Annotated in this window: 15 protein-coding genes; 14 read left to right on the top strand and 1 reads right to left on the bottom strand. The window is 49.5% G+C overall.

From position 1 onward, the window contains the following. The first annotated feature begins 158 nt into the window (after positions 1-158). The 14 genes from ACETK5_RS12720 (at position 159) to ACETK5_RS12655 (ending at position 19,478) form a co-directional block, all read left to right on the top strand. A complete protein-coding gene (locus ACETK5_RS12720) occupies positions 159-2,504 on the top strand; it encodes a helix-turn-helix domain-containing protein (RefSeq protein WP_326114941.1) in 2,346 nt (781 codons plus the stop codon). Positions 2,505-2,524: 20 nt separating this feature from the next. Continuing rightward, positions 2,525-4,177, top strand: coding sequence for an extracellular solute-binding protein (locus ACETK5_RS12715; protein ID WP_326114940.1), 1,653 nt, complete (start codon positions 2,525-2,527; stop codon positions 4,175-4,177). A gap of 198 nt (positions 4,178-4,375) precedes the next feature. Next, a complete protein-coding gene (locus tag ACETK5_RS12710) occupies positions 4,376-7,042 on the top strand; it encodes a discoidin domain-containing protein (RefSeq protein WP_326114938.1) in 2,667 nt (888 codons plus the stop codon). Between the two features lie 254 nt (positions 7,043-7,296). Then, positions 7,297-9,612: a helix-turn-helix domain-containing protein gene (locus tag ACETK5_RS12705; protein WP_394055977.1), complete on the top strand. Its 2,316-nt coding sequence runs from the start codon at positions 7,297-7,299 to the stop codon at positions 9,610-9,612. Between the two features lie 223 nt (positions 9,613-9,835). Then, on the top strand, positions 9,836-10,681 hold the full coding sequence (locus ACETK5_RS12700) for an ABC transporter permease (RefSeq protein WP_394055975.1): 846 nt from the start codon (positions 9,836-9,838) through the stop codon (positions 10,679-10,681). Positions 10,682-10,697: 16 nt separating this feature from the next. Further along, positions 10,698-11,594, top strand: coding sequence for a carbohydrate ABC transporter permease (locus tag ACETK5_RS12695; RefSeq protein ID WP_100537049.1), 897 nt, complete (start codon positions 10,698-10,700; stop codon positions 11,592-11,594). A gap of 31 nt (positions 11,595-11,625) precedes the next feature. Continuing rightward, on the top strand, positions 11,626-13,296 hold the full coding sequence (locus ACETK5_RS12690; protein ID WP_326114934.1) for an ABC transporter substrate-binding protein: 1,671 nt from the start codon (positions 11,626-11,628) through the stop codon (positions 13,294-13,296). A 15-nt stretch (positions 13,297-13,311) separates the two neighbouring features. Then, positions 13,312-14,184: a sugar phosphate isomerase/epimerase family protein gene (locus ACETK5_RS12685; protein ID WP_326114933.1), complete on the top strand. Its 873-nt coding sequence runs from the start codon at positions 13,312-13,314 to the stop codon at positions 14,182-14,184. Positions 14,185-14,509: 325 nt separating this feature from the next. Next, positions 14,510-14,992, top strand: a complete 483-nt coding sequence (locus ACETK5_RS12680; RefSeq protein WP_100537052.1) for an Rrf2 family transcriptional regulator — start codon at positions 14,510-14,512, stop codon at positions 14,990-14,992. 21 nt (positions 14,993-15,013) lie between these two features. Continuing rightward, on the top strand, positions 15,014-16,006 hold the full coding sequence (locus ACETK5_RS12675; protein WP_100537053.1) for an LLM class flavin-dependent oxidoreductase: 993 nt from the start codon (positions 15,014-15,016) through the stop codon (positions 16,004-16,006). A gap of 142 nt (positions 16,007-16,148) precedes the next feature. After that, a complete protein-coding gene (locus tag ACETK5_RS12670; RefSeq protein WP_326114929.1) occupies positions 16,149-16,886 on the top strand; it encodes a DUF4184 family protein in 738 nt (245 codons plus the stop codon). Positions 16,887-16,927: 41 nt separating this feature from the next. Then, the gene (locus ACETK5_RS12665; RefSeq protein WP_100537055.1) at positions 16,928-17,782 is read left to right on the top strand and encodes a protein phosphatase 2C domain-containing protein; all 855 of its coding nucleotides are present in this window, start codon (positions 16,928-16,930) and stop codon (positions 17,780-17,782) included. Between the two features lie 180 nt (positions 17,783-17,962). After that, a complete protein-coding gene (locus tag ACETK5_RS12660) occupies positions 17,963-19,156 on the top strand; it encodes an epoxide hydrolase family protein (protein ID WP_394055971.1) in 1,194 nt (397 codons plus the stop codon). Positions 19,157-19,307: 151 nt separating this feature from the next. Continuing rightward, on the top strand, positions 19,308-19,478 hold the full coding sequence (locus tag ACETK5_RS12655; protein WP_165789629.1) for a hypothetical protein: 171 nt from the start codon (positions 19,308-19,310) through the stop codon (positions 19,476-19,478). Between the two features lie 147 nt (positions 19,479-19,625). Here ACETK5_RS12655 and ACETK5_RS12650 read toward each other — a convergent pair whose 3' ends face one another. After that, a complete protein-coding gene (locus ACETK5_RS12650; RefSeq protein WP_326114926.1) occupies positions 19,626-20,825 on the bottom strand; it encodes a Ger(x)C family spore germination protein in 1,200 nt (399 codons plus the stop codon). Between the last annotated feature and the right edge of the window lies 1 nt (position 20,826).

Genomic DNA, 20,826 nt, shown 5'->3' with positions numbered 1-20,826 from the left:
GGGCTATTTGTGCTGTGGCTGTGGGCGCATCGAATTATCGGATCGTCTTTTTGTCAATCGAATTGAACTTTTTATCTATATGCCAATGCAAGCTCTTGCCGTATAATAAACTCCTGATCTACACATAGACAATTTACGAGGATATGGGTGATGAGCTATTGCTGAACATTCAATATTTATGGCAGAAACGGGAGAGCATTATCGTGACCTGGCTCGTATCGTACAGTGCCGTTCTGTTTGTGCCGATTCTGATCAGCCTGGTCATTTACGCGCAGGCAAACGATACGCTGAAGAGCGAAATTCACCGGGCAAACGATTCCTTGCTGAAGCAGATGCGCTACACCATCGATACGCAGATCGATCTCATGAAGCGGCTCAACATGGAGATGACGTGGAGCCCGACACTCCAAACGCTGATGTATTCCAATCAACCGGCTAAGGAAGCGCCCTATACCGCTTACCAATTGGTCAAGGAGTTCCGCTTATATAAAACGTCTTACGCATCCATCGACGAATTCTATGTGGTGTGGAAAAAAGACAACTCCGTTCTACGTTCCGGCAATATCCGGGATATGAAAACGGCATTCCATACGATACATAATACGGGAGCGCTAGCTTATGACGCATGGAGGGAACGGATCCTAGGCGCGGGTACGAATCAATTCATGCTTCTGCCGCATCTGAATGCGGCTCCGGCCGAATCATCCATCGCTTACGTTACTCAACTGCCGAACGATCTGAATGGACAGGAGACTGGTACGGTCGTGGTTATGGCGGATACCGGCAGGTTTCAGGAAGCGATCGAGAGCATATCGGGTTTTAGCGGCGGGACGCTGATGATCCTGAATCAGCACAACGAGATTCTAATGAGCAATCGACCAGGATCGGAGGAGCTGAAGCCCTTCATGGACGGAAGCCGGGTTATGCTGGATCAATCGAGGGCCGGCGAATCGGAGCTGTTCTACATGGACTCCTCGGTGTCGGATTTGAAGTATGCCTTAATCATCCCCAGCGGATTGTATTGGGAAAAAGCCGTCTATGTCCGGAATTTCACCTATATCAGCATATTGGTAAGCCTGATCGGCGCCGGCGTGCTGACCTGGTTCTTCATGCGTCGGAATTACTCGCCGATCCAGCAGCTCGTGGAATCGTTGAAGGACAAAGGTACGCAGAGCTTGCCCGCTGAACGCAACGAGCTTCGGTTTATTCAGAAGGTCATCATGAACACGAGATCGGAGAATAACGAAATTGCCCAGCAGCTGCAGAAACATCAGCATGTCCTTCGGTCCAATATGATCAACCGGCTGTTAAAAGGAAAGCAGGACACGCTGGTTCCTTACGAAGAAGCCTTCCGCTCCTTCCAAATGCCGCTTTATTCCAGTGAATTCGCCGTCATTCTGTTCGTGATCGAAAACGAGGAGAATCTGTATGCGAAGCTGCCGGGCATTGATATTAATGAAAGAAACAAATTGATCCACCTCATCATTTCCAACGTTGTGGAGGAGTTATCCCTTCAGCAGGGCCATGCGGGGTACGTAGCCGAAGTAGACGATATGATGGTTTGCCTCGTGAATTTGAAAGCGGATTCTTCCGACAAGCATCACGATTTGCATACCATTGCGGCTGAAGCTCAGCGTTTCTTGGACCGGTATGACATGGAGTTGACGGTCTCCATCAGCGGAATACATTCGTCGTGGATCGGTATTGCAGAGGCCTATCAAGAAGCCGTGGATGCAATGGAGTACAAAATGGTGCTCGGCAAGAAAGGCATCATTACCTATGAAGAAGTCCGAAGCGATGCGATGGCAGAAGATTCGTTCGGGTACGATTATCCGCTTCAGGTGGAGCAGCAGTTAATTAACTTCATTAAGGCCGGTGACATCGGCCAGGCCAGCGCCTACATGCAAGAGATCACGCAGCGAAATTTCGATAAGCCGATGATGTCGCTCACGTTGGCAAGATGTCTAATATTTAATCTCGTCGGCACGATGATCAAGGCCATGAATGAGCTGGGCGACAGCGAGAACAGCACATTGGCCAACTATTCGCAGCGAATGGACGACATCATAGCATGTGATACCATTCAGGAGATGCAGACAGCCTTGCAGACTCTGCTTGAGGAAGTTTGCGCTTACGCCGCCGAGAAGCGCTTAAACAACGTATCCCAAGAGCGGGAGGACGCCATCCGCCATCTCGTCGCGCAGGTTACGTCATACATTGAGCACAATTATCATGATGCGAATTTGAACGTCAATGCGATCGGCGAGCATTTTGAACTGAAGGGCAGTTATTTGTCCAAGCTCTTTAAGAATCAAACAGGCGAAGGCCTGCTCGACTGCATTCATAAATATCGAATCCAACAAGCCAAAGAAATGATCCGGCACAAGCAGGAATCGATCAACGAAATATCCCGATTGGTCGGTTATAACGATGCGGCGACTTTTATTCGGGTATTCAAGAAATACGAGGGCATTACGCCCGGCAAATACAAAGAAATCTATTGATGAAGGGAGTAGGCATGCGTATGAAGCTGCAGAGCGAATGCACGCGGATGGCGTTGATGGTTGTCTTCATTGCGCTCACCTGCCTGTTGACAGCTTGCGAACACCCTGGGACCGATTCGGCCGTTAAGACCAGTGACCGATCGTCTCCTTCTAAACAGCAAGGGCCCCACACTCCTGCTTCGGACGAACAGCTGACTTTAACGTACTGGGCTGAGCTGAACGGCAATGCCGCAAGCGTCAAGTCCAGCTTCTACGAAGTGCCTTTCTTTCAGGAGTGGCAGCACAGAACAGGGGTCAAGCTTCAATTCATCCAGCCGCCGACCAACCAAGCAAAGGAAGCGATCAATGTCCTGCTTACCTCCGGAGAGCTGCCGGACATGATCGAATACGAATGGATCAACTATCCGGGCGGACCGGAGAAAGCGATCAATGACGGCTATATTTTGCGGCTGAACGACATTATCGATCAATACGCGCCCCATCTGAAGCAGTACCTGAACGAGCATCCGGATATCGACATGCAGATCCGGACGGCCAACGGGAGTTATTACGCTTTTCCGTTCATTCAAGGAGACGACAAGCTGCGTACCTACCAAGGTCCGATCATCCGTAAGGATTGGCTGGACGAGCTTGGACTGGAAGTGCCAACGACGATCGACGAATGGCATAATGTCTTGACCGCTTTCAAGGAACGGAAGGGTGCTGAAGCACCGCTGACCTTCCTGGGCGTACCGAATCCGCTGTTCGGCATCGAAGGCGGCGGCTTTATTGGAGCTTATGGCATTAAGAAGGGGTTTTACCAGGAGGACGGCAAGATTAAATTCGGAGCCCAAGAGCCGGAATACAAGGAATTTTTAACGTTGTTCCGCGATTGGTATGCCGAAGGCCTCATCGATAAAAATTGGGCTGCCGTCGATTCCGAAACGCAGGATATGAGCATGATCATCGGCCGCAGCGGTGCAAGCATTTGGAATGCAGGCGCAGGCATCGGCACCTGGCTGCCTATTCTGCAAGGAAACGATCCATCGGCGGAGCTCGTTGCGGCGCCTTATCCTGTCCTGAATAAAGGTGACCGACCGAAATTCGGCCAGCTCGCCCCAGCCATAGGCTCCAGCGGCGGAGTCGCAATCTCCAGCAACAGCCAGCACGTCGAGGAGGCGGCTCGCATGCTGGATTATGGTTATGGGCCGGAGGGTCATTTGCTGTTTAATTTCGGCATCGAGGGAGTCAGTTATGTGATGAAGGACGGCTATCCCACGTATACCGACACCATCCTGAAGAATCCTGACAAGCTGGCACCTGCCCAAGCTCTCGCAATGTATACCAGAGCCAGCTACTTCGGCCCGTTTGTGCAAGATACGCGGTACATGGAACAGTACTATAATTTGCCGGAGCAGAAGGAGGCGGTTCGATTATGGTCCAGCACGGATGCGGCGCTGCATAGCTTGCCAACGCTGCCCAAAACGGAGAAGGAAAACACGGAGATGTCGGTCATCATGCAGGAAGTGAACAAGGTTGTCGATGAGATGTCGCTGAAGATTATTTTTGGCACCGAACCGGTCGAGTCCTTTGATATCTACGTTGAGCAGATGAAGTCGCTCCAAATCGATCGCGCCCTACAGATCCAGCAGCAGGCTTTAGATCGCTATAATCAGGCCGTTTCTGTCAGGTAAAGTCCGTCAGTGGAGGAAATGGGCATCGGAATGTAGTTTTTGAACATAGGACTCCATTCGTTCATGCCCTACAATCAAGGTGAAATGCCGACATGGCTTTGCCGTGAATCTTGCCGAGCAGCGATGGGAGGTGCAAAACACAGCTTGTTGTAACCGTTCACATCCGAATAAATCGTAATCAAGGAGGAGAATGAGGCAATGAAAAGAAAATGGCCCTTCCTAGTGTTGGCGCTGACTTTAGCTGTTGGAATATCCGTACCGGCAACGAATGAGGTTCAGGCATCGGTGAAGGATCAACAACCATCGCAAGGGAGCGCAAGTGAGGGTATGTCATTGAACAAGGATGGCAGAAGCCGACTCTATCCTAAGAACTGGTATCCGGGATATCGTGATGAGCAGGGAAGATTTTTGCACGATTTCTCCTATGCCGGTTATCGGCGCGGGGAAGAAGAGATTCCGAGAACGAAAAAGAATAAGCGGATCGATGTGACAAAAGCGCCGTATCATGCGGATTCGTCCGGCGGAAGCGATGCGACGGCGGCTATTCAAAAAGCGATCGATGACGCATCAGCACTTGGTGGAGGCGTAGTGTATCTTCCAAAAGGCACCTATCAAGTCGCTCCACAGCCCGGCAGGGATTATTCCTTGAACATATCGGCAAGCCATGTTGTCCTGAAAGGCGACGGCATGAACAAGACCCATATCTATAATGCGCAGGAAAACATGAAGAATAAGGATATCATCCGGGTCAGCAGCGGAGATTGGAAGAAAACAGGGATTTCCACGAAGCTTCGGAAATCCCTTACCGATCCAACCGCGCTCTTGCCCGTTGAGGATACCAGCGGGTTCGCGGTGAACGATTACGTGGTGATCACATTCGAAACGACCCCGGGCTTCTTGAGCGAACTCGGCATGCAGAACAAGTGGTCTTCCCGTCTTGGTAAGGTAGAGCCGTTATTCTACAGGCAAATCGTTGCCGTGGATCCTGAGAACAAGACGCTTACCTTGGATATTCCAACCCGGTATCCGATGAAACTTCGAGACAATATCACCATTAGCCAGACGGAAGATCCGATCGCTGAAATCGGTTTGGAGGATTTCTCGTTGGCCAACGCTCAGAATTCCAAGCCGGGGCTTGGCGAGGATGATTTCAAGGTCATCGGAACGGCCGGTTATGAAAGCGATAATGCCAAAGCAATTAATGTCGTGGCTGCGGCCAACAGCTGGATCCGGAATGTTAACACCTATAAGCCGTCTGGCAATGAAGACTATCATATTCTGTCCAAAGGGATCATACTGGACCGAACCAAAAATGTCACCGTCGAGGATGTGACGATGCAGTACCCGCAGTATCGGGGAGCGAACGGGAACGGTTACTTATATCAGTTCATCGGCAATGATAATCTCATCAAAAACAGCAAAGCGGTTGGAGCCAGACACAGCTACACGTATGCCAACTTCTCCGCGAACGGGAATGTGCTGCAGGGTGCGTACTCCGAAAATCCTTCGCTTCTGACCGATTTCCACATGTATCTCAGCATGGCGAATCTCATTGACAATCTGGTCGTTAACGGCGATGCGATATCGGCGATTACGCGAGACTACGGTTCATCGGAGACGAACCGCCACGGTGTCGTTACCACGGAGAGTGTATTCTGGAATACAACCGGACAGGCAGCACATCGCAGCAAACCCGGAGTCATCGTGGAATCGGAACAATTCGGCAACGGCTACGTGATCGGAACGAAAGGCAGCGTCACCGGCGTGAACGTCCATATTGTCGGCTCCATTCCGGATGCGAATACCCAGCCGTTTGATATGGCTGAGGGAATTGGCGAAGGAACACGTCTGTCGCCACAGAGCTTATATCAAGACCAATCGAAGAATCGAATGGATCAGATCAACCTGGGCTTGCAATCCCTGCTGATTGATGGCGAGCCTATAGCAGGCATGCAGTTTTTAAGAACGGAGTATGCCCATACGCTGCCATATGGAACATCGGAGCCTCCGGTCATCGCTGCAACGCCTTTTTCCAGGGATGCTAAAATCAGCATTAGGCAGCCGCGCGGAGCTGACGGCACAGGCGAGATTATCATAACGTATCGCGGGCATACCCGGAAAGTAAAGGTGAATTTTAATGTAGCGGCGACGCCGGTCTTGCCGGAGAATATCTCGATTACACCCAACAAAGCCGTTCCGGGGTGGAGAGTCGCCGGAAATGCAATTAGTGCCGGGCGGAGCGGTGAACTGGCATCCTATCTCACGCTTGATAACGGGGAAGTGGTCCAAATCTCGGATTTGAACATTCCCGTAACGTACACATCAAGCGACGAAACGATCGGATATACGGAAGGGAATACATTCCATGCCACGAAAGCAGGCATTGTCGACATCATTGCAAGGTGCGTGTTTCAGGGAGTGACCGTTGAAGCACGCGAAAGATTCGAAGTCAAAGAACCGATGGCGGAGCCGGAAGGCCCTTTGGCCGCTGTAACCAAGGTTACTGCAAGCGCTGACGACGGCAACCTGCCGATTCATACGCTGGACCGCGATCCGGATTCCAGGTGGTCCGCGGATGGCAAAGGGCAATATTTGCAGCTGGAGCTGGAGCGGCCGACGCTGGTGGATCAAGTCAGCATCCTGTTCTACAACGGGCATACGCGAACGAATGCTTTTGATCTTGAAGTTTCAACCGACGGAGTCAACTACCAGAAGGTGCTCAGCAGCGTTTCCAGCAAGAAACAGGCAGCATTCGAAACCTTTGCCTTTACGCCGGTTCAGGCGAAATACATTCGTTATGTCGGACAAGGGAATGAGATCAACACCTGGAACAGCATCATCGAATTGTGGGTTCATGGGGAGTAGCTGAAGAGGGGCATCCTGCCACTGTGATCAAAGCAGCGGCGGGATGCCTTTTTTCCTTTGTTCAGGTGCCGGGCATAGGGATATGACGCAACGTTGAAATAACGATTAAACCGAATGGGCGTATCGGAGACCTGCACCAGCAGGTCTGTTTGCGTTACGATTCTGGAGGGAGAAATCAGTGCCTTTTGGTCTACTGACTATGCGCACAGTTCTTTGATATATTGGATCATATCTGAAAGGAAGAAAGGGGGAATATGCCGGTGAAATCCGTTTCGGGGGAGAAGGCTGGGCTGTTGTTTCGATTTTTTATACCATATGCCGTCATTCTGGTAGGCTCGCTATTGGTTGGTTGGTTTGCATATGGGAAAACCTCAAATCTGATTGAAAACGAGACGGTGAGGAGCACCTCCGCGGCACTGCAGCAAATTCAGGAAGCGCTCGATCAGAGATTTGCCGAAATCGAAAACATTGCAAGGCAGATGTCGAGCGAATCGAAGATTCAATCCTTTCAATTCGAGAAAGAACCATTTGCCGGGACAGGTCCGTACCGTCTATGGGATTTAGAAAAGAGTTTGTTTAACTACAAATTGTTTAATCATTTCATCGTGGATTATTACATCGCGTACAAGAACAGCAGTATGATCATCTCTCCCCGCAAGGTGTATACGGCAGATCAGTATTATCGTTCGCTGCTGCGCTATGAAGGTCAATCATTAAGCGAGTGGAAGCAAGCTCTGTTTGGGCAGTACCATTATAAAACGTATGCGCCGGGGCATTCGGTTGTTTATGAAGGTAAACCTTACTCGGTCGTGAGTTATATGCAATCCTTCGGGAATAAAAGCAGCAGCGGGGTGGTCACGATTCTGATTAACAACAGGCAGATCCAGGACATGCTTCGCAAAGTCGATCCGGAACAAGAGGGTTTTGCCTACATCGCGGATCAGAACGGCAACCTTATCAGTTCTATTGGTTTGAAAGAACCGGACGTTTTGAAAGCGCTTCCCAAACAAGGGGGCTACTCCCATATCCGAAGGAGCGGTCAGGAAATGCTGGTGACGCAATCCACGTCCAAATACAATGGCTGGAGCTATGTATCCGCTCAACCGAAATCCGTGGTGCTCCAAAAGGTAAATTATATCAAACAGCTGACATTGACGATTTTTATCACGGCTCTTCTGTTGGGGCTTGGCATGGCCGGCTATTTCGCTTATCGAAGCAGCAGGCCATTCCTTAAGATCCTCCAGCTTCTACCCTCTTCGCGTCGGGATGTAAGGCTTGCTGTCTCTCGTAACGCCGTTGACTATATTGGACATTCCGTATCCGAGCTGATTGAAAGCCATGATACGCTGAAGGAACGGTTAGAAGAACAGATTCCGATGCTGCGAAATGTCGTGGTTGACAGGCTTCTGAAAGGAAGCTTCACATCGATGCAGGAGATAGATGCTGCCATGGAGCACGCACAAGTCCAACTTCGGGGATCTCACCATGCGGTAGCTCTTCTTCATATTCGGGGATACCAGGAGCCGGTTATGGAAGAGATGCTGATGGAACTCGATATTGTAAAAATCAACATCCGTGACCGGATTCAAGCGTTATGCGGGGAGAGGGTGCTGCTGCATGATTTTGGTGAAAACCAATTGGTCCTGATCCTGTCGGGAACAGCAGCAGACAACGCGGATTTTACGACACAGATGCGAGCGAATGTACAGGTAATTTATGAGCATTTGAGCGGAATCTCAGATACGGGTTTGTATCTGGCTGTAGGAGAATGCCAGTCCAGCGTTGCTGAGCTGTACCGTTCCTACGGGGAGGCCAGGTTTGTGCTTCATCACGCAGGATGGAGCGAGAAGACTCCTATCTTATATCATGCTGAAATGGAAATGCCGGCCTTCTCCTATTATTACCCGGCCGATGAAGAGATGAGGCTGATACAGCTTGTGAAGGCAGGTAATCTGGATGAGACGCAGCAGCTTCTGCTGCAGATCAAGGAGAAGAATAGATCGGAGCGGCAATTGCCGATGGCCGTGGAGAAGCTCCTTGCCCAGGAGCTTAGCGGTACCTTGATGAAATGCTGCGAACAGACAGGAAATGATGGAAGCGGAAGAACGGAAGAAATGGACGCTGTCATCCGAGCAATAAACCCGGTCATGCCGCCTGCCGAAGCTATGAATATTCTCTACACCGCATTCACTCGGCTCTGCCTGAAGAACGAGGAGAGGAAGAAGAGCCACAATGATCATTTAACGAACCGGCTGCTTACCCATATCGAGAACCACTATGGAGAGAGCGATCTGAGTTTATCCACGCTCGCCCGGGAAACCCGCACCTCCGAAGCTTACGTATCTTACTTCTTCAAGGAGCAGACGGGTTTGAATTTCTCGGAGTATCTCGAGAAGCTCCGAATGGATGAGGCAAAGCGGGAGTTGGCGGCGAGCGAGAAGCCGGTAAGTGACATCGCTGCAGCTTGTGGTTATCTGTCGCTCAACACCTTCAGTCGGGCGTTTAAACGGGTAAATGGCATCAGCGCTACCGAGTATAGACGCCTTCACCGGGCCGGAGAACATGCTTAATCTAAAGAAATGCGTAATGCCGGATTGGTGAATAACAGCCCATTCTAAAATTCTGAATAGCGACCGGAAACATGAAGATTTACGCCGATCAATCCGGCTGTATATACTCCAATCACGGACCGGATTGGGACGAATTCATTAACGATTGGAGTGGTAACTGCTGAGTGGCTGGAAGAGTATCATCCGTAGCTGGCAACTGTACGCTTTTTTTTTGCTCCCGTTGTTGTACATCATCATATTTAAGTATGTACCGATGTACGGCGCGCAGATTGCGTTTAAAGAGTTCAACGTCACGAAGGGAATCAACGGAAGTCCATGGGTAGGCTTTGCCCAGTTCGAACGCTTCTTTCAATCGCATGAATTCTGGCGACTGCTGAAGAACACATTCTCCATCAGCTTGTACACGCTGATAGCCAGTTTTCCGTTTCCCATTATGCTTGCGCTTGGACTGAATTATGTAAGGAACCGGCGATTCAAGAATACCGTCCAGATGGTTACATACGCGCCTTATTTCATCTCTCTGGTCGTACTGGTGGGCTTGATGCTGCAGTTTATGGATCCAAGAACGGGACTCATCAATACGATGCTCGGCTGGATCGGCATAGGTCCGTTTCATTTCATGGCGGAGGCTTCCTGGTTTCAGTCGATCTATGTGTGGTCCCATATTTGGCAGAATGTCGGGTTTTCCTGCATCATTTTTTTGGCAACGCTTTCAGGCATTGATCCGGCTCTCCATGAAGCAGCTGTCATGGATGGAGCCACGAAGATGCAGCGGATGCGCCATATTGACCTCCCGGGCATTATGCCCATCGCCATCATTCTGCTCATTTTGAATACGGGTCAAATGCTGGAGACCGGCTTCGAGAAAATCCTGTTAATGCAGAATGCGCTGAATTTGCGATCATCCGAGGTCATCGACACGTACGTGTACAAGGTTGGATTGGTATCTCAAGCGATGAACTTCTCATATGCCACGGCAATTGGGTTGTTTAAAGCGATTATCGGTTTCGTTCTGCTGCTGATCGTGAATCAGACGGCCAAAAAGCTGAAGCAGGAAAGTCTTTGGTAAGGAAGGGAGGACATGTATGCAATCACCTGCCATGAAGGAATCCGGCTCGGACCGCGTTTTTACGGTGGTCAACTACATCATATTATCCGTTTTCCTAATCGTTGTGTTATATCCGCTGATTTATGTAGTCAGCGCCTCATTCAGTTCCAGCAGCGCGGTTTTGTCGGGAAAGGTATGGCTGTGGCCAGTCGACCCGACGCTCGAGGGTTACCGTGCAGTGTTCAAAAATACGATGGTCGCCAAAGGCTTCATGAACACGCTGTTCTATACGCTGGCAGGCACCTCGATCAATCTCATTCTGTCTGTTTTGGCGGCATACCCGTTGTCGCGCAAGGATTTTCGGGGCCGCAGCGTGTTCATGCTGCTGTTCGTGTTCACGATGCTGTTCAATGGGGGGCTCATTCCGACCTACCTGCTGGTGAAGGATCTCGGCATGATTGACACGGTATGGTCGATGCTGATTCCCGGGGCGCTATCGGTGTGGAACGTCATCATCATGCGGACCTACTTCCAGACGACAATCCCCCCGGAATTGCTGGAGGCTTCGCAGCTGGACGGCTGTACGGATTTCCGGTTTCTGTGGCGCATCGTGCTGCCGCTTTCGGGTCCGATTCTGGCCGTCATTGCCCTATTCTATGCCGTTGGACACTGGAACCAATATTTCAACGCCATGATCTATTTGAAGAGCGCGGATTTGTACCCGCTGCAGCTGGTGCTCCGCGATATTCTGGTGCAGAACGAGGTCAATATCGAAATGCTCGGCGACGCCAAAACCGCTGCGGCCCGGCAAGGGCTGCGGGAGCTGCTGAAATATTCGCTGATCGTGGTCACTTCAGTGCCGCTGTTGATTGTTTATCCATTCTTGCAGAAGTTTTTTGTCAAAGGGGTCATGATCGGTTCGTTAAAGGGATAATACATCCATCATTTCAGGAGGGCGGGACGTAATGAGAAAAAGAACACGGGTTATCATGAGTGCTTTCACCGCATTTAGTATCCTTCTTGCAGGCTGTACGGGTTCACAGAGCCCGAAGGGCACGGATGAGGAGCAGAAAGCCGGCACCGAGCCTATCGCATTATCCGAACCGGGAACCTATCCGCTGGTTCAAGAGAAAACCACCTTGAAGGTAATGGTGCGGGGAAATCCACTGGTCGAGAATTTCGAAACGAATGAATTCACCAAATGGTACGAAGAAAAAACGAATGTGCATATCGAATGGGAGGTCGTTCCGGAGCAGAGCATGCAGGAGAAGCTGAATCTCGTTCTTGCCAGCGAGGATTATCCCGATGTCATCATGGGCTTGAACATATCGCCGGCGCAGCAGATGATTTACGGCTCGCAGGGCGCCTTTCTTCCATTAAATGATTTGATTGAGAAGCAGGGCCCGAACACGAAGAAGTTGTTCCAGGAGAACCCGGAGATCCAATCCACGATTACGGCGCTGGACGGCAATATCTATGCGCTTCCGGAAGTGAATGAATGTTATCATTGCTCCATGAGCCAGAAAATGTGGATTTATGAGCCTTGGCTGAAGAAACTCAATCTCAAAATGCCCGAAACCACCGATGAGCTGTACGAGGTGCTGAAGGCTTTCAAAGAACAAGACCCGAACGGCAATGGAATCCAGGATGAAATTCCGCTGTCGATTTCACCGAAATCCTGGAGCTCCTCCATCGATGCGTTCTTGTTGAACTCTTTCATCTATAATCCGGTTTATGGCTCAAGTTACAAGCATATATTCATAAAAGACGACAAGCTTGACGTTGCCTTCAACAAACCGGAGTGGAGGGAAGGATTGCGGTATATGAATAAGCTGTATGCTGAAGGGCTGCTCGCTCCGGAGTCGTTCACGCAGGATGACAATCAGCTGATCCAGATCGGGGAGAATCCCGATACCGTGCTTCTTGGTGCTTCAACCGGCGGCCATCAGGGTATATTTACCCAACTCCTCGGCGAAAGCGGAAGATGGTTGGAATATAAGACCGTGCCGCCGCTCAAGGGACCGAATGGGGTTCGCTATGCGGCTCTCGATTCCACCGGAATGAACCCGGGTGCATTTGTCATCACGAAGAAGGCCAAGCATCCTGAGCTCGCCCTGAGGTGGGCGGATGGGCTGTACGAGCGGGAGCATACGCTGCGAAGTGTGTATGGCCGCCCGGACCAGGAATGGCGGGAAGCGAAGGACGGAGAGATCGGCATTAACGGGGAGCCTGCGGTCTGGTCTGAGTTGAAGTCATACGGTACGGTCCAAAATATTGCCTGGATTCAAACCGGCCCGAGTTTGCGTACAAATGATTTCCGCCTGAGCGCTGTTGCCAAGGGAGACGACGACCTGGAAGTCGTATTGTACAACGAAACGAAAAATAAATACGAACCTTACAAACCAACCGATGTCAGCACCGTGCCGCCGTTATTTCTAACCAACGAGCAGGCGTCCGAGGTAGCGGATCTGTCCAAGACGATCAACGATTACGTGGATGAAATGATGGCCCGCTTCGTGATCGGCGATGCCGATCTGGATAAGGACTGGGATAGCTACGTGAAGCAGCTGGAGGCGATGAATGTAGCCCGTTACCTGGAAATCTACCAGGAAGCTTATGATGGAAGAAGCAAATAAAGGAGGGATTGCAGGATGAAGGTTGGTGTGAGCACCTACAGCTTGCTGCCGGCTATTCGCGCAGGAGAAATGACGGTGCTGGATGTGGTGGATTGGATCGCGGAGAACGGCGGCCAGCACATGGAGATTGTACCCTACGGATTTACGCTGGAGGACAATCCCGGGCTTGCCGATGCGGTGCGTGAGCGGGCGGCGGAAGTCGGCATCGCGTTATCCAACTACTCCATGCCCGCTAATTTCGTCCAGGAGAGCCGGGATGACTTCGATGCGGAGGTAGAGAGGATCAAGCGCCACGTGGATACGGTCAACCAGCTGGGAATGAAGCATATGAGGCATGACGTAACGGCGTTCACACTGCCGCCGGAGAAGATGGGAATTGATTATGTGGAAACCCACCTGGATATGATCGTGGAAGGATGTCGCCATATTGCAGATTACGCAGGCCGTTACGGTATTACGACCACGATCGAGAACCACGGCGTGAGCGTACAGGCGAGCGACCGGGTACAGCGCGTGCTGCAGGCTGTCGATCGCCCGAACTTCAAAACGACCCTGGATATCGGCAACTTTCTATGCGTTGACGAGCAGCCGCTGGTCGGCGTGAAACGCAACTTGCCGTTTGCCTCGCTCATTCATGTGAAAGACTTCTATTATCGTCCATATGATCAGGATCCGGGCGGGGGAAAGTGGTTCCGAACCTCCCATGGCAATTACCTTCGAGGCTCCATCTTCGGCCAAGGGGATCTTGATGTGCGACGAATTCTCCGACTCATTAAGCAGTCCGGTTATGACGGAGATATTACGCTGGAATTTGAGGGCATGGAGGAGTGCAGGGAAGGAACCCGGTTGGGCTTGGACAATCTGAAGCGGTTATGGGACGAAGCCTAGGTGGTTTCGTAAGAGAAATAATATTATCATATTGAAACAGATATGGAATAACAGAATAGCAGAAAAGTCGCGCCTAGCGCGACTTTTTTATTTATTATACTTCGACTTCGAGACATTTATTTCATCATATTAACTAATAACATGGTGCGTGGGTTATGGATGGGTTTCATTCTTCATCTGCATCAGGTAGGCTTTGATTTTACTTTCGCTTCGAATTCATATAAGATATAACGTGGATAATGTTTATCCGCTTTAATCGCGAATAGATGTATGGATGTGTTGTTAAGATAATGAACCGATATTTTCGTAAATTGAGGTGCTGCTTATGCATATGAAAACAGGCGTGGAACAGTCGGTGTATGCCCTGGTTCTATTGAATATGCTGCCGGACAAGGCGGTGCTGCCTGGGGAAGCGATTAGCCAGCAGCTGGGGACATCGGTAACCTATTTTCAGAAACTGTTAAGAAAGCTGGTAACAGCAGACATCATCACGTCTGTGCCCGGAATCAAGGGCGGTTTTAGATTAAAGAAGAAACCGGAGGATATCCGAGTATACGACGTATACCTCGCAGTGGAAGGGCAGCAATCTCTCTATTCATCCAACGGAATTCTAGTAGATTTGCTGGACTTGGAGAAAGAAGAAAGCTGCTGTCTGTTATCCGATTTAATGGAGGAAGCGGAGTCTTCCTGGAAGGCCGTATTAAAGCGGGAGACCATCGCTTCACTGTCAGAGGAAATGTGCGGTGAACGCTTTAAGGACAAGGTTGCGGCTTTAGAGGAATGGATCAATAACAAAATGGTCATTTAACCGAGGAAGGGATGAAATCGCATGAGATTAAGCGTATTGGATCAGGCACCCGTAACAAGCGGGAACACGGCGGAAGGCGCCTTGAAAAAAGCGGAAGAACTGGCTATCCTGGCAGATGAATTGGGATACAGCCGAATGTGGATGGCCGAGCATCATGGAGGAAATACGTTTGCCAGCTCCGCACCCGAAGTGACGGCAGCCCGGCTTGCGGCCAAAACCGACCGGATTCGCATCGGTACCGGCGGCGTCATGATGATGCATTATTCTCCCCTTAAACTCGCGGAAGTGTTTAAGACGCTAAGCGCTTTTACTCCGGGAAGGATTGATTTCGGTGTAGGACGAGCGCCGGGCGGCGATACAAGTGCCATGTACGCTTTGTCGGAAGGGCGGCAGCTGATGCTTCATAATATGTATGATAAGCTTGCAATTACCATGCAACTCCTTCGTGATGAGGTCCCGGAAGATGAGCTGTATGCCCAAAACGCTGCTGCTCCAACCGGCGTTGCGCTGCCGGAAGTATGGCTGCTCGGCTCAAGTGGCAACAGTGCGTTAAAAGCGGCTCAGATGGGGGTTGGCTACTCCTTTGCGCAATTCTTTAACGGAGCGATGAGCAATGAGATCTTGGATCATTACCGCGATAACTACCAGCCATCCATATTCATGGAAAAGCCGGAGATTAACGTATCCTATATGGTGACTACGGCCGAAACGAAGGAAGAAGCCGAGTATGAAGCGCTGCCGCAGGATATTTTCCGTTTGATGATGAGCAAGGGTCGGATTACGCAGGTGCTGACGCCCGAAGAAGCTCAGAATGTGTCCTTAACGGAAATCGACCGGATGGCTATCCAGGAAGGCCGCAAGATTCATCTTGTGGGAGCGGTTCAAGATATCGCGGCACGCTTGCAGGAAGAGCAAGCCCACTACGGGTTTCAGGAAGCCATGATATGCAGCATTCCGCATACGCAGGAAAAGCGACTGGAGGTTTACCGCTTGCTCGCACGCGAACTGCTGTAATACTATAAAGTAGACTAGGGATAGGCGGATGCCTGTCCCTTTTTATAAAGGTGAAATTTTATTGATCCCTAACGAGAGTGAATCTGTTAGAATAGTAAAAAATTAGCTATTTTCATCATTCACACAGCAGTTAGGAGATCTTATGCCGTTTACATTCGCTCACCCCGTCATCACGATGCCTTGGTGGAAGAAGAAATCGCTGCCGGTGTCAGCCCTCATTATCGGCTGCATGGCACCGGATTTTGAATATTTTGTCCGATTTCGGGCAGCTGGTATATGGAGCCATGAGGGTCCTGGTATCTTGCTGTTTAATCTTCCCATGATCTTGCTCCTGTACGTTTTATTCGAGACCGTGGTACGACCCGTTCTATTCGTATATTTGCCTTCATGGTTCCCCTACCGCTGGGATCGGGAAGGGAAGCTCCCGACCTCACTTAAAGGTTGGCTTACCGTAACCCTCTTGGGATTGGTGGGCGTTGGCACGCACCTGCTGTGGGATCAGTTTACGCACAAAGGTGCCTGGATCGTGAATCAGATTCCTATACTTACCCAATGGATACATATCGACTCCGTACAAATACAGGTGTATAAATTATGTCAGCACGGCAGCAGTCTGTTGGGGCTGATTCTGATCGTATGGTGGATTCATCGCCATTTGTATGTAGCATCAACGCGAAGAGAGCATTCGTATCCGGTTTTACCTTTTTGGGGCGTATTTGTGGTGATTTATATTCTGGTTATGCTCATGGCCATGTTGAGAGTTGTTGATGGTGATGGGATGACGTTGGTATTACACCTTGTCGTTCCGGCCATCAGCAGCTTTCTGCTTGCAATACTTGTAGCTTGTCTTGTCTTTTGGCGGGCTGCAAGGGGTAAGTAGCATATCTAGTACACAAAATCGGAATTAACAGGAGGATGGTTATGGTAACCGTTGAGCAATTCACGCATAGGGGAATCCATTTCTTAAATGAAGATGCACTAGTCGTAAACGAGCGAGCTGCCGTGTATGGCGTGTTAGATGGGGTTTCATCCATCGTCCCATACCTTAGCGACAAGAAGGAAACCGGAGGTTACATCGCTGCTCAAGCCGTGAAAAACTACTTCGAATCACTGGACCGGGTCGAACAGCTTACGGAGCATGCTGCGGCAGCGAACCAAAAGCTAAGAGAGCTTATGGTGCAAGCCAATATCAACCTGGAGGAAAAAGATGGGCTTTGGGGTACTGCTCTTGCTCTTGTACGAATTCAAGAGGATCGCGTGGAATTTATACAGACAGGCGACTGCATGATTCTTGCCGTATACCAAGATGGAGAGGTTCGCCCGTTGACCTGGAGACAAGTCGCTCATTTAGAATCTCCGGCCATCGAGAAATGGGAGGAAGGCGTGAATAAGGGATTGTCCAATCAAAAAGACCTCCACGGGACGGTTATGGATATCATCAGGGAGAATCGCTTTCAGAGTAACACGAATGGAGGCTATGGCGTATTGAACGGGGAAGCCCGAGCCGCCCATTTTCTCGAATACGGAAAGATCAACAGGTCACGATTGAAGCACGTGATCTTGTTATCGGATGGTTTATTCTGGCCTTCCAAGGATGTGCCCAGTGATCGATCCTATTGGGACTATACCGTGCAGCGTATACTCGAAATGGGTGTTGAGCAGTATGCACATGAATTGCTAGAGATCGAAGAGGCTGACCCTGAATGCCTAACCTATGCAAGATTTAAAAAATCCGATGATAAAACAGGTATGGTGCTTCACTTTAACAGCCCTTAGATGGTCAATCGATAAAGCGTTTATGGTCTCCCAGAGCCCGTGTATATCACGGGTTCTTTCTTGATTTCGGAATGATGAGGCATCCTTATAATTAGGGGAATCCTTCCACGAAATACTGACATATTGTCGTCAGTGTTTCGCATCTATAATGAAGAAAAAATTCGAAAGCGAGGTTATCCCATGTCTAACAATCATCACGATACCAAGTACCAAGATAAAATCTCGATCCGTCCCTTCAATATGAACATCCCTCAACGGAACATTGACGAGCTGCGAGCTCGTTTAGCTCAGACCCGGTGGCCTTCTCAATTACCTGGAGCTGGATGGAATCGGGGGATTCCTGTCGCGTATCTTAAAGAGCTGGTGGAATACTGGCAGAATGAATATGACTGGCGTGAGTATGAGCAGCAGCTTAATGCATTTCCGCAATTTATAACGGATATTGAGGGTCAGCAGATTCACTTTCTACATGTACGATCTCCCGAGCCTGATGCCCTACCGTTGATCATGACGCATAGTTGGCCAAATTCCATTGTTGAATTCATAAATATGATTGGACCACTATCCAATCCAAGAGCATACGGTGGAGATCCAAGCATGGCATTTCATATCGTGGCACCTTCACTTCCAGGGTTCGCTTTTTCCACTTTTCCGGAGCCGGCAGATGAGAGACCATGGAGCATCAAACGCGTAGCCCGTGTTTGGGCTGAGCTGATGCGCAGACTCGGTTATGAAACTTATGGGACACATGGCAACGATGCGGGCGCTTTAGTTTCCCCCGAGTTGGCTATCCTTGATGCTGAGCATACGATTGGTGTTCATATTACAGGAGGGCTGGGTATCCCGATGGGAGACCCGAATGAATTGGATGGACTTAGTGAGGAGGAAATGGCCGAATTCACCCGTCTTGCCGAGCTTTTTGCAGGAGGAAGCGGTTATGCACCTTATCTGTCCAATCGGCCGCAGACACTCAGTTATGGGCTTCTTGACTCACCGGTAGCTGGACTTGCTTACCTTGTCGAGCGGTTTAAAGAATTTGACGGATGGCCCAACAACTCAGAAGAGCTACCTCAAGAACCGATCCATAAAGATTTGCTGCTCACCAACGCAACGTTATATTGGTTCACGCAGACAGCGGCTTCCTCGTCCTGGACTTATTATGAAGGGGCAGCCGGGATGCCAGCAAATCAAATGAAAGTACCGACAGGGGTTTCACACGGGGGAGGTTCTGTCTTCCGGCGTATTGCTGAAGCCAAAAACAACATTGTGCACTGGTCAAATCGAGAGAGTGGTAGTCATATGGTTGCCATGGCAGACCCGGATTCGCTCATTGAGGATATCAGAGTATTTTTCAGCAAGCTTCGCTGGCTTTAGGCACGTTGTGAAATCGGTATAAAACAAGAGCATCATTAGAAGGGTTTGGGGCCCTATATCATGAAAAATATACAAACGTGCTTTGCCTAACAACATTTTCATGTCCGAATCATATTTTATTGTAATGGCATGGAAGCGGGAGGTATGTGGCATGGGCCAACGAACGCAAAGAAAACGAAGACAGCAAACAACCTCGCATAAAGCTACGATTAAACAATTGGCGTTTATTGCAGCTATCTTAGTGTTAATTGCCTCAGCTATAGGCCTCTACGTTGCATACGATGACTTGTTCGAGGATGAAGACGTGGAAGTTATCGTATAACAAAGCGTGTTGGGACAAACCGATCCAAAAAACGTTTATTTATCTTTTTCATATATGGCACATGAAGGTTCCACTTCAATACAAAGGCAGCCGTTCTTGACCATTAGAACAGGCTGCCTTTGATATGGCTTCTTTTTATGGCAAGAGTCAGGAATCTGCTTCGTTTTTGGTCGTAGGTGTCATTGGACCATTTTGATGGGGGAGCAATTTCATGCCAGCGTGCTCCAGATGGACTTCGACGTGAACGGTCTCCAGAGCGTCTGCTTCAATCGGTTGGGCAGAGGACTGATTGATTTTTTTCCAAAGCTGGGGGTCCTTCCTGAACAATACGTGCTCAAAACCGAAGAGGTCCGTTTTTGAAGTTACCCCATTTTTAAACGTAGCTAGAATTTCCTTGCGTACTTCCTTAGCTGCCTGTAGTTCCATATCCGTCTTGTTCATATCATCGAGCGCTTCCACCACGTTTCCAGTTAACTTGACGCTAACGTGGTATTTAGGCATGCCGTTGACAATCTTTAGTTTCCTGCGGATTTTGGGGTTCGATAAAACCAAGATTCCAGCTAATTCGCCACTCTTATTTGTAATCAGGATGTGTGAACGTTTCGTATCGGCTTCTAGCCAGCGCAAACCGGTGAGCTTGTCATTGGTGAATAAGCCTTTCGATTCCCCTTTGGCTATAGGAAATACTCCGTTAACCACCAACTTCGGATTTTCTTTTTGGTTTAGGCTCCATGTCTTTTTATCAATCGTGAGATTTGGAAGCAGCATCGTCCAGCCTGGTTCTGTCATCAGCGCCATGAAATCGAAATATCGAATGGGTTCAATATAGGATCTCTGTTTATATTCCTCAACAGGTTCATGGGCTAATGTGTTTAACGGGGAAAGGTTGAAAAACGCCGGGACATTCAATAGTTGTTCGATCGAATCCTTTGTGCCAAATACCCACGGGGTCATTCGAACCTCCTGATAACGGCCGATGGTATCCAATTTGGTTAGGACATTCGATTTCAATACGTTCTCACTAATGAGTATACAGGAAATATGGCTCCAGACCGTTCGTTCCTGGGAAGAATCATAGATGGCATTGATCGCCATGTCCAAGGTCCTGCCCTTTGTTTTGGAAGTCCATATTTGGGAGGGCTTTTCCGCCTTACCGGTTTCGGTTTTGGCAACGGATGTAAAATCCATCATCTGAGTGTAAACAACAAAGTGATCCCCTTCTTGATCGATTCCGATGGCCGTGATGTAATTGATGTCTTGTATTTCCTTGATGTCCCAGCAGCCTGTTAACATATTGAGAATGACCATTAACCACATTAATTTTAGGATTCTGACGCAAATTGTCATC

It is taken from the genome of Paenibacillus ilasis, from assembly GCF_043195395.1.
Classification (GTDB): Bacteria; Bacillota; Bacilli; order Paenibacillales; family Paenibacillaceae; genus Paenibacillus_AQ; species Paenibacillus_AQ lautus.
This window is presented reverse-complemented; position numbering and strand designations above follow the sequence as displayed.

Coding starts and splice junctions, on each gene's coding strand:
- ACETK5_RS12715 (WP_326114940.1), top strand. CDS start 2,525: ATGAAGCTGCAGAGCGAATGCACGCGGATGGCGTTGATGGTTGTCTTC.
- ACETK5_RS12710 (WP_326114938.1), top strand. CDS start 4,376: ATGAAAAGAAAATGGCCCTTCCTAGTGTTGGCGCTGACTTTAGCTGTT.
- ACETK5_RS12705 (WP_394055977.1), top strand. CDS start 7,297: ATGCCGGTGAAATCCGTTTCGGGGGAGAAGGCTGGGCTGTTGTTTCGA.
- ACETK5_RS12695 (WP_100537049.1), top strand. CDS start 10,698: ATGCAATCACCTGCCATGAAGGAATCCGGCTCGGACCGCGTTTTTACG.
- ACETK5_RS12690 (WP_326114934.1), top strand. CDS start 11,626: ATGAGAAAAAGAACACGGGTTATCATGAGTGCTTTCACCGCATTTAGT.
- ACETK5_RS12685 (WP_326114933.1), top strand. CDS start 13,312: ATGAAGGTTGGTGTGAGCACCTACAGCTTGCTGCCGGCTATTCGCGCA.
- ACETK5_RS12680 (WP_100537052.1), top strand. CDS start 14,510: ATGCATATGAAAACAGGCGTGGAACAGTCGGTGTATGCCCTGGTTCTA.
- ACETK5_RS12675 (WP_100537053.1), top strand. CDS start 15,014: ATGAGATTAAGCGTATTGGATCAGGCACCCGTAACAAGCGGGAACACG.
- ACETK5_RS12670 (WP_326114929.1), top strand. CDS start 16,149: ATGCCGTTTACATTCGCTCACCCCGTCATCACGATGCCTTGGTGGAAG.
- ACETK5_RS12665 (WP_100537055.1), top strand. CDS start 16,928: ATGGTAACCGTTGAGCAATTCACGCATAGGGGAATCCATTTCTTAAAT.
- ACETK5_RS12660 (WP_394055971.1), top strand. CDS start 17,963: ATGTCTAACAATCATCACGATACCAAGTACCAAGATAAAATCTCGATC.
- ACETK5_RS12655 (WP_165789629.1), top strand. CDS start 19,308: ATGGGCCAACGAACGCAAAGAAAACGAAGACAGCAAACAACCTCGCAT.
- ACETK5_RS12650 (WP_326114926.1), bottom strand. CDS start 20,825: ATGACAATTTGCGTCAGAATCCTAAAATTAATGTGGTTAATGGTCATT.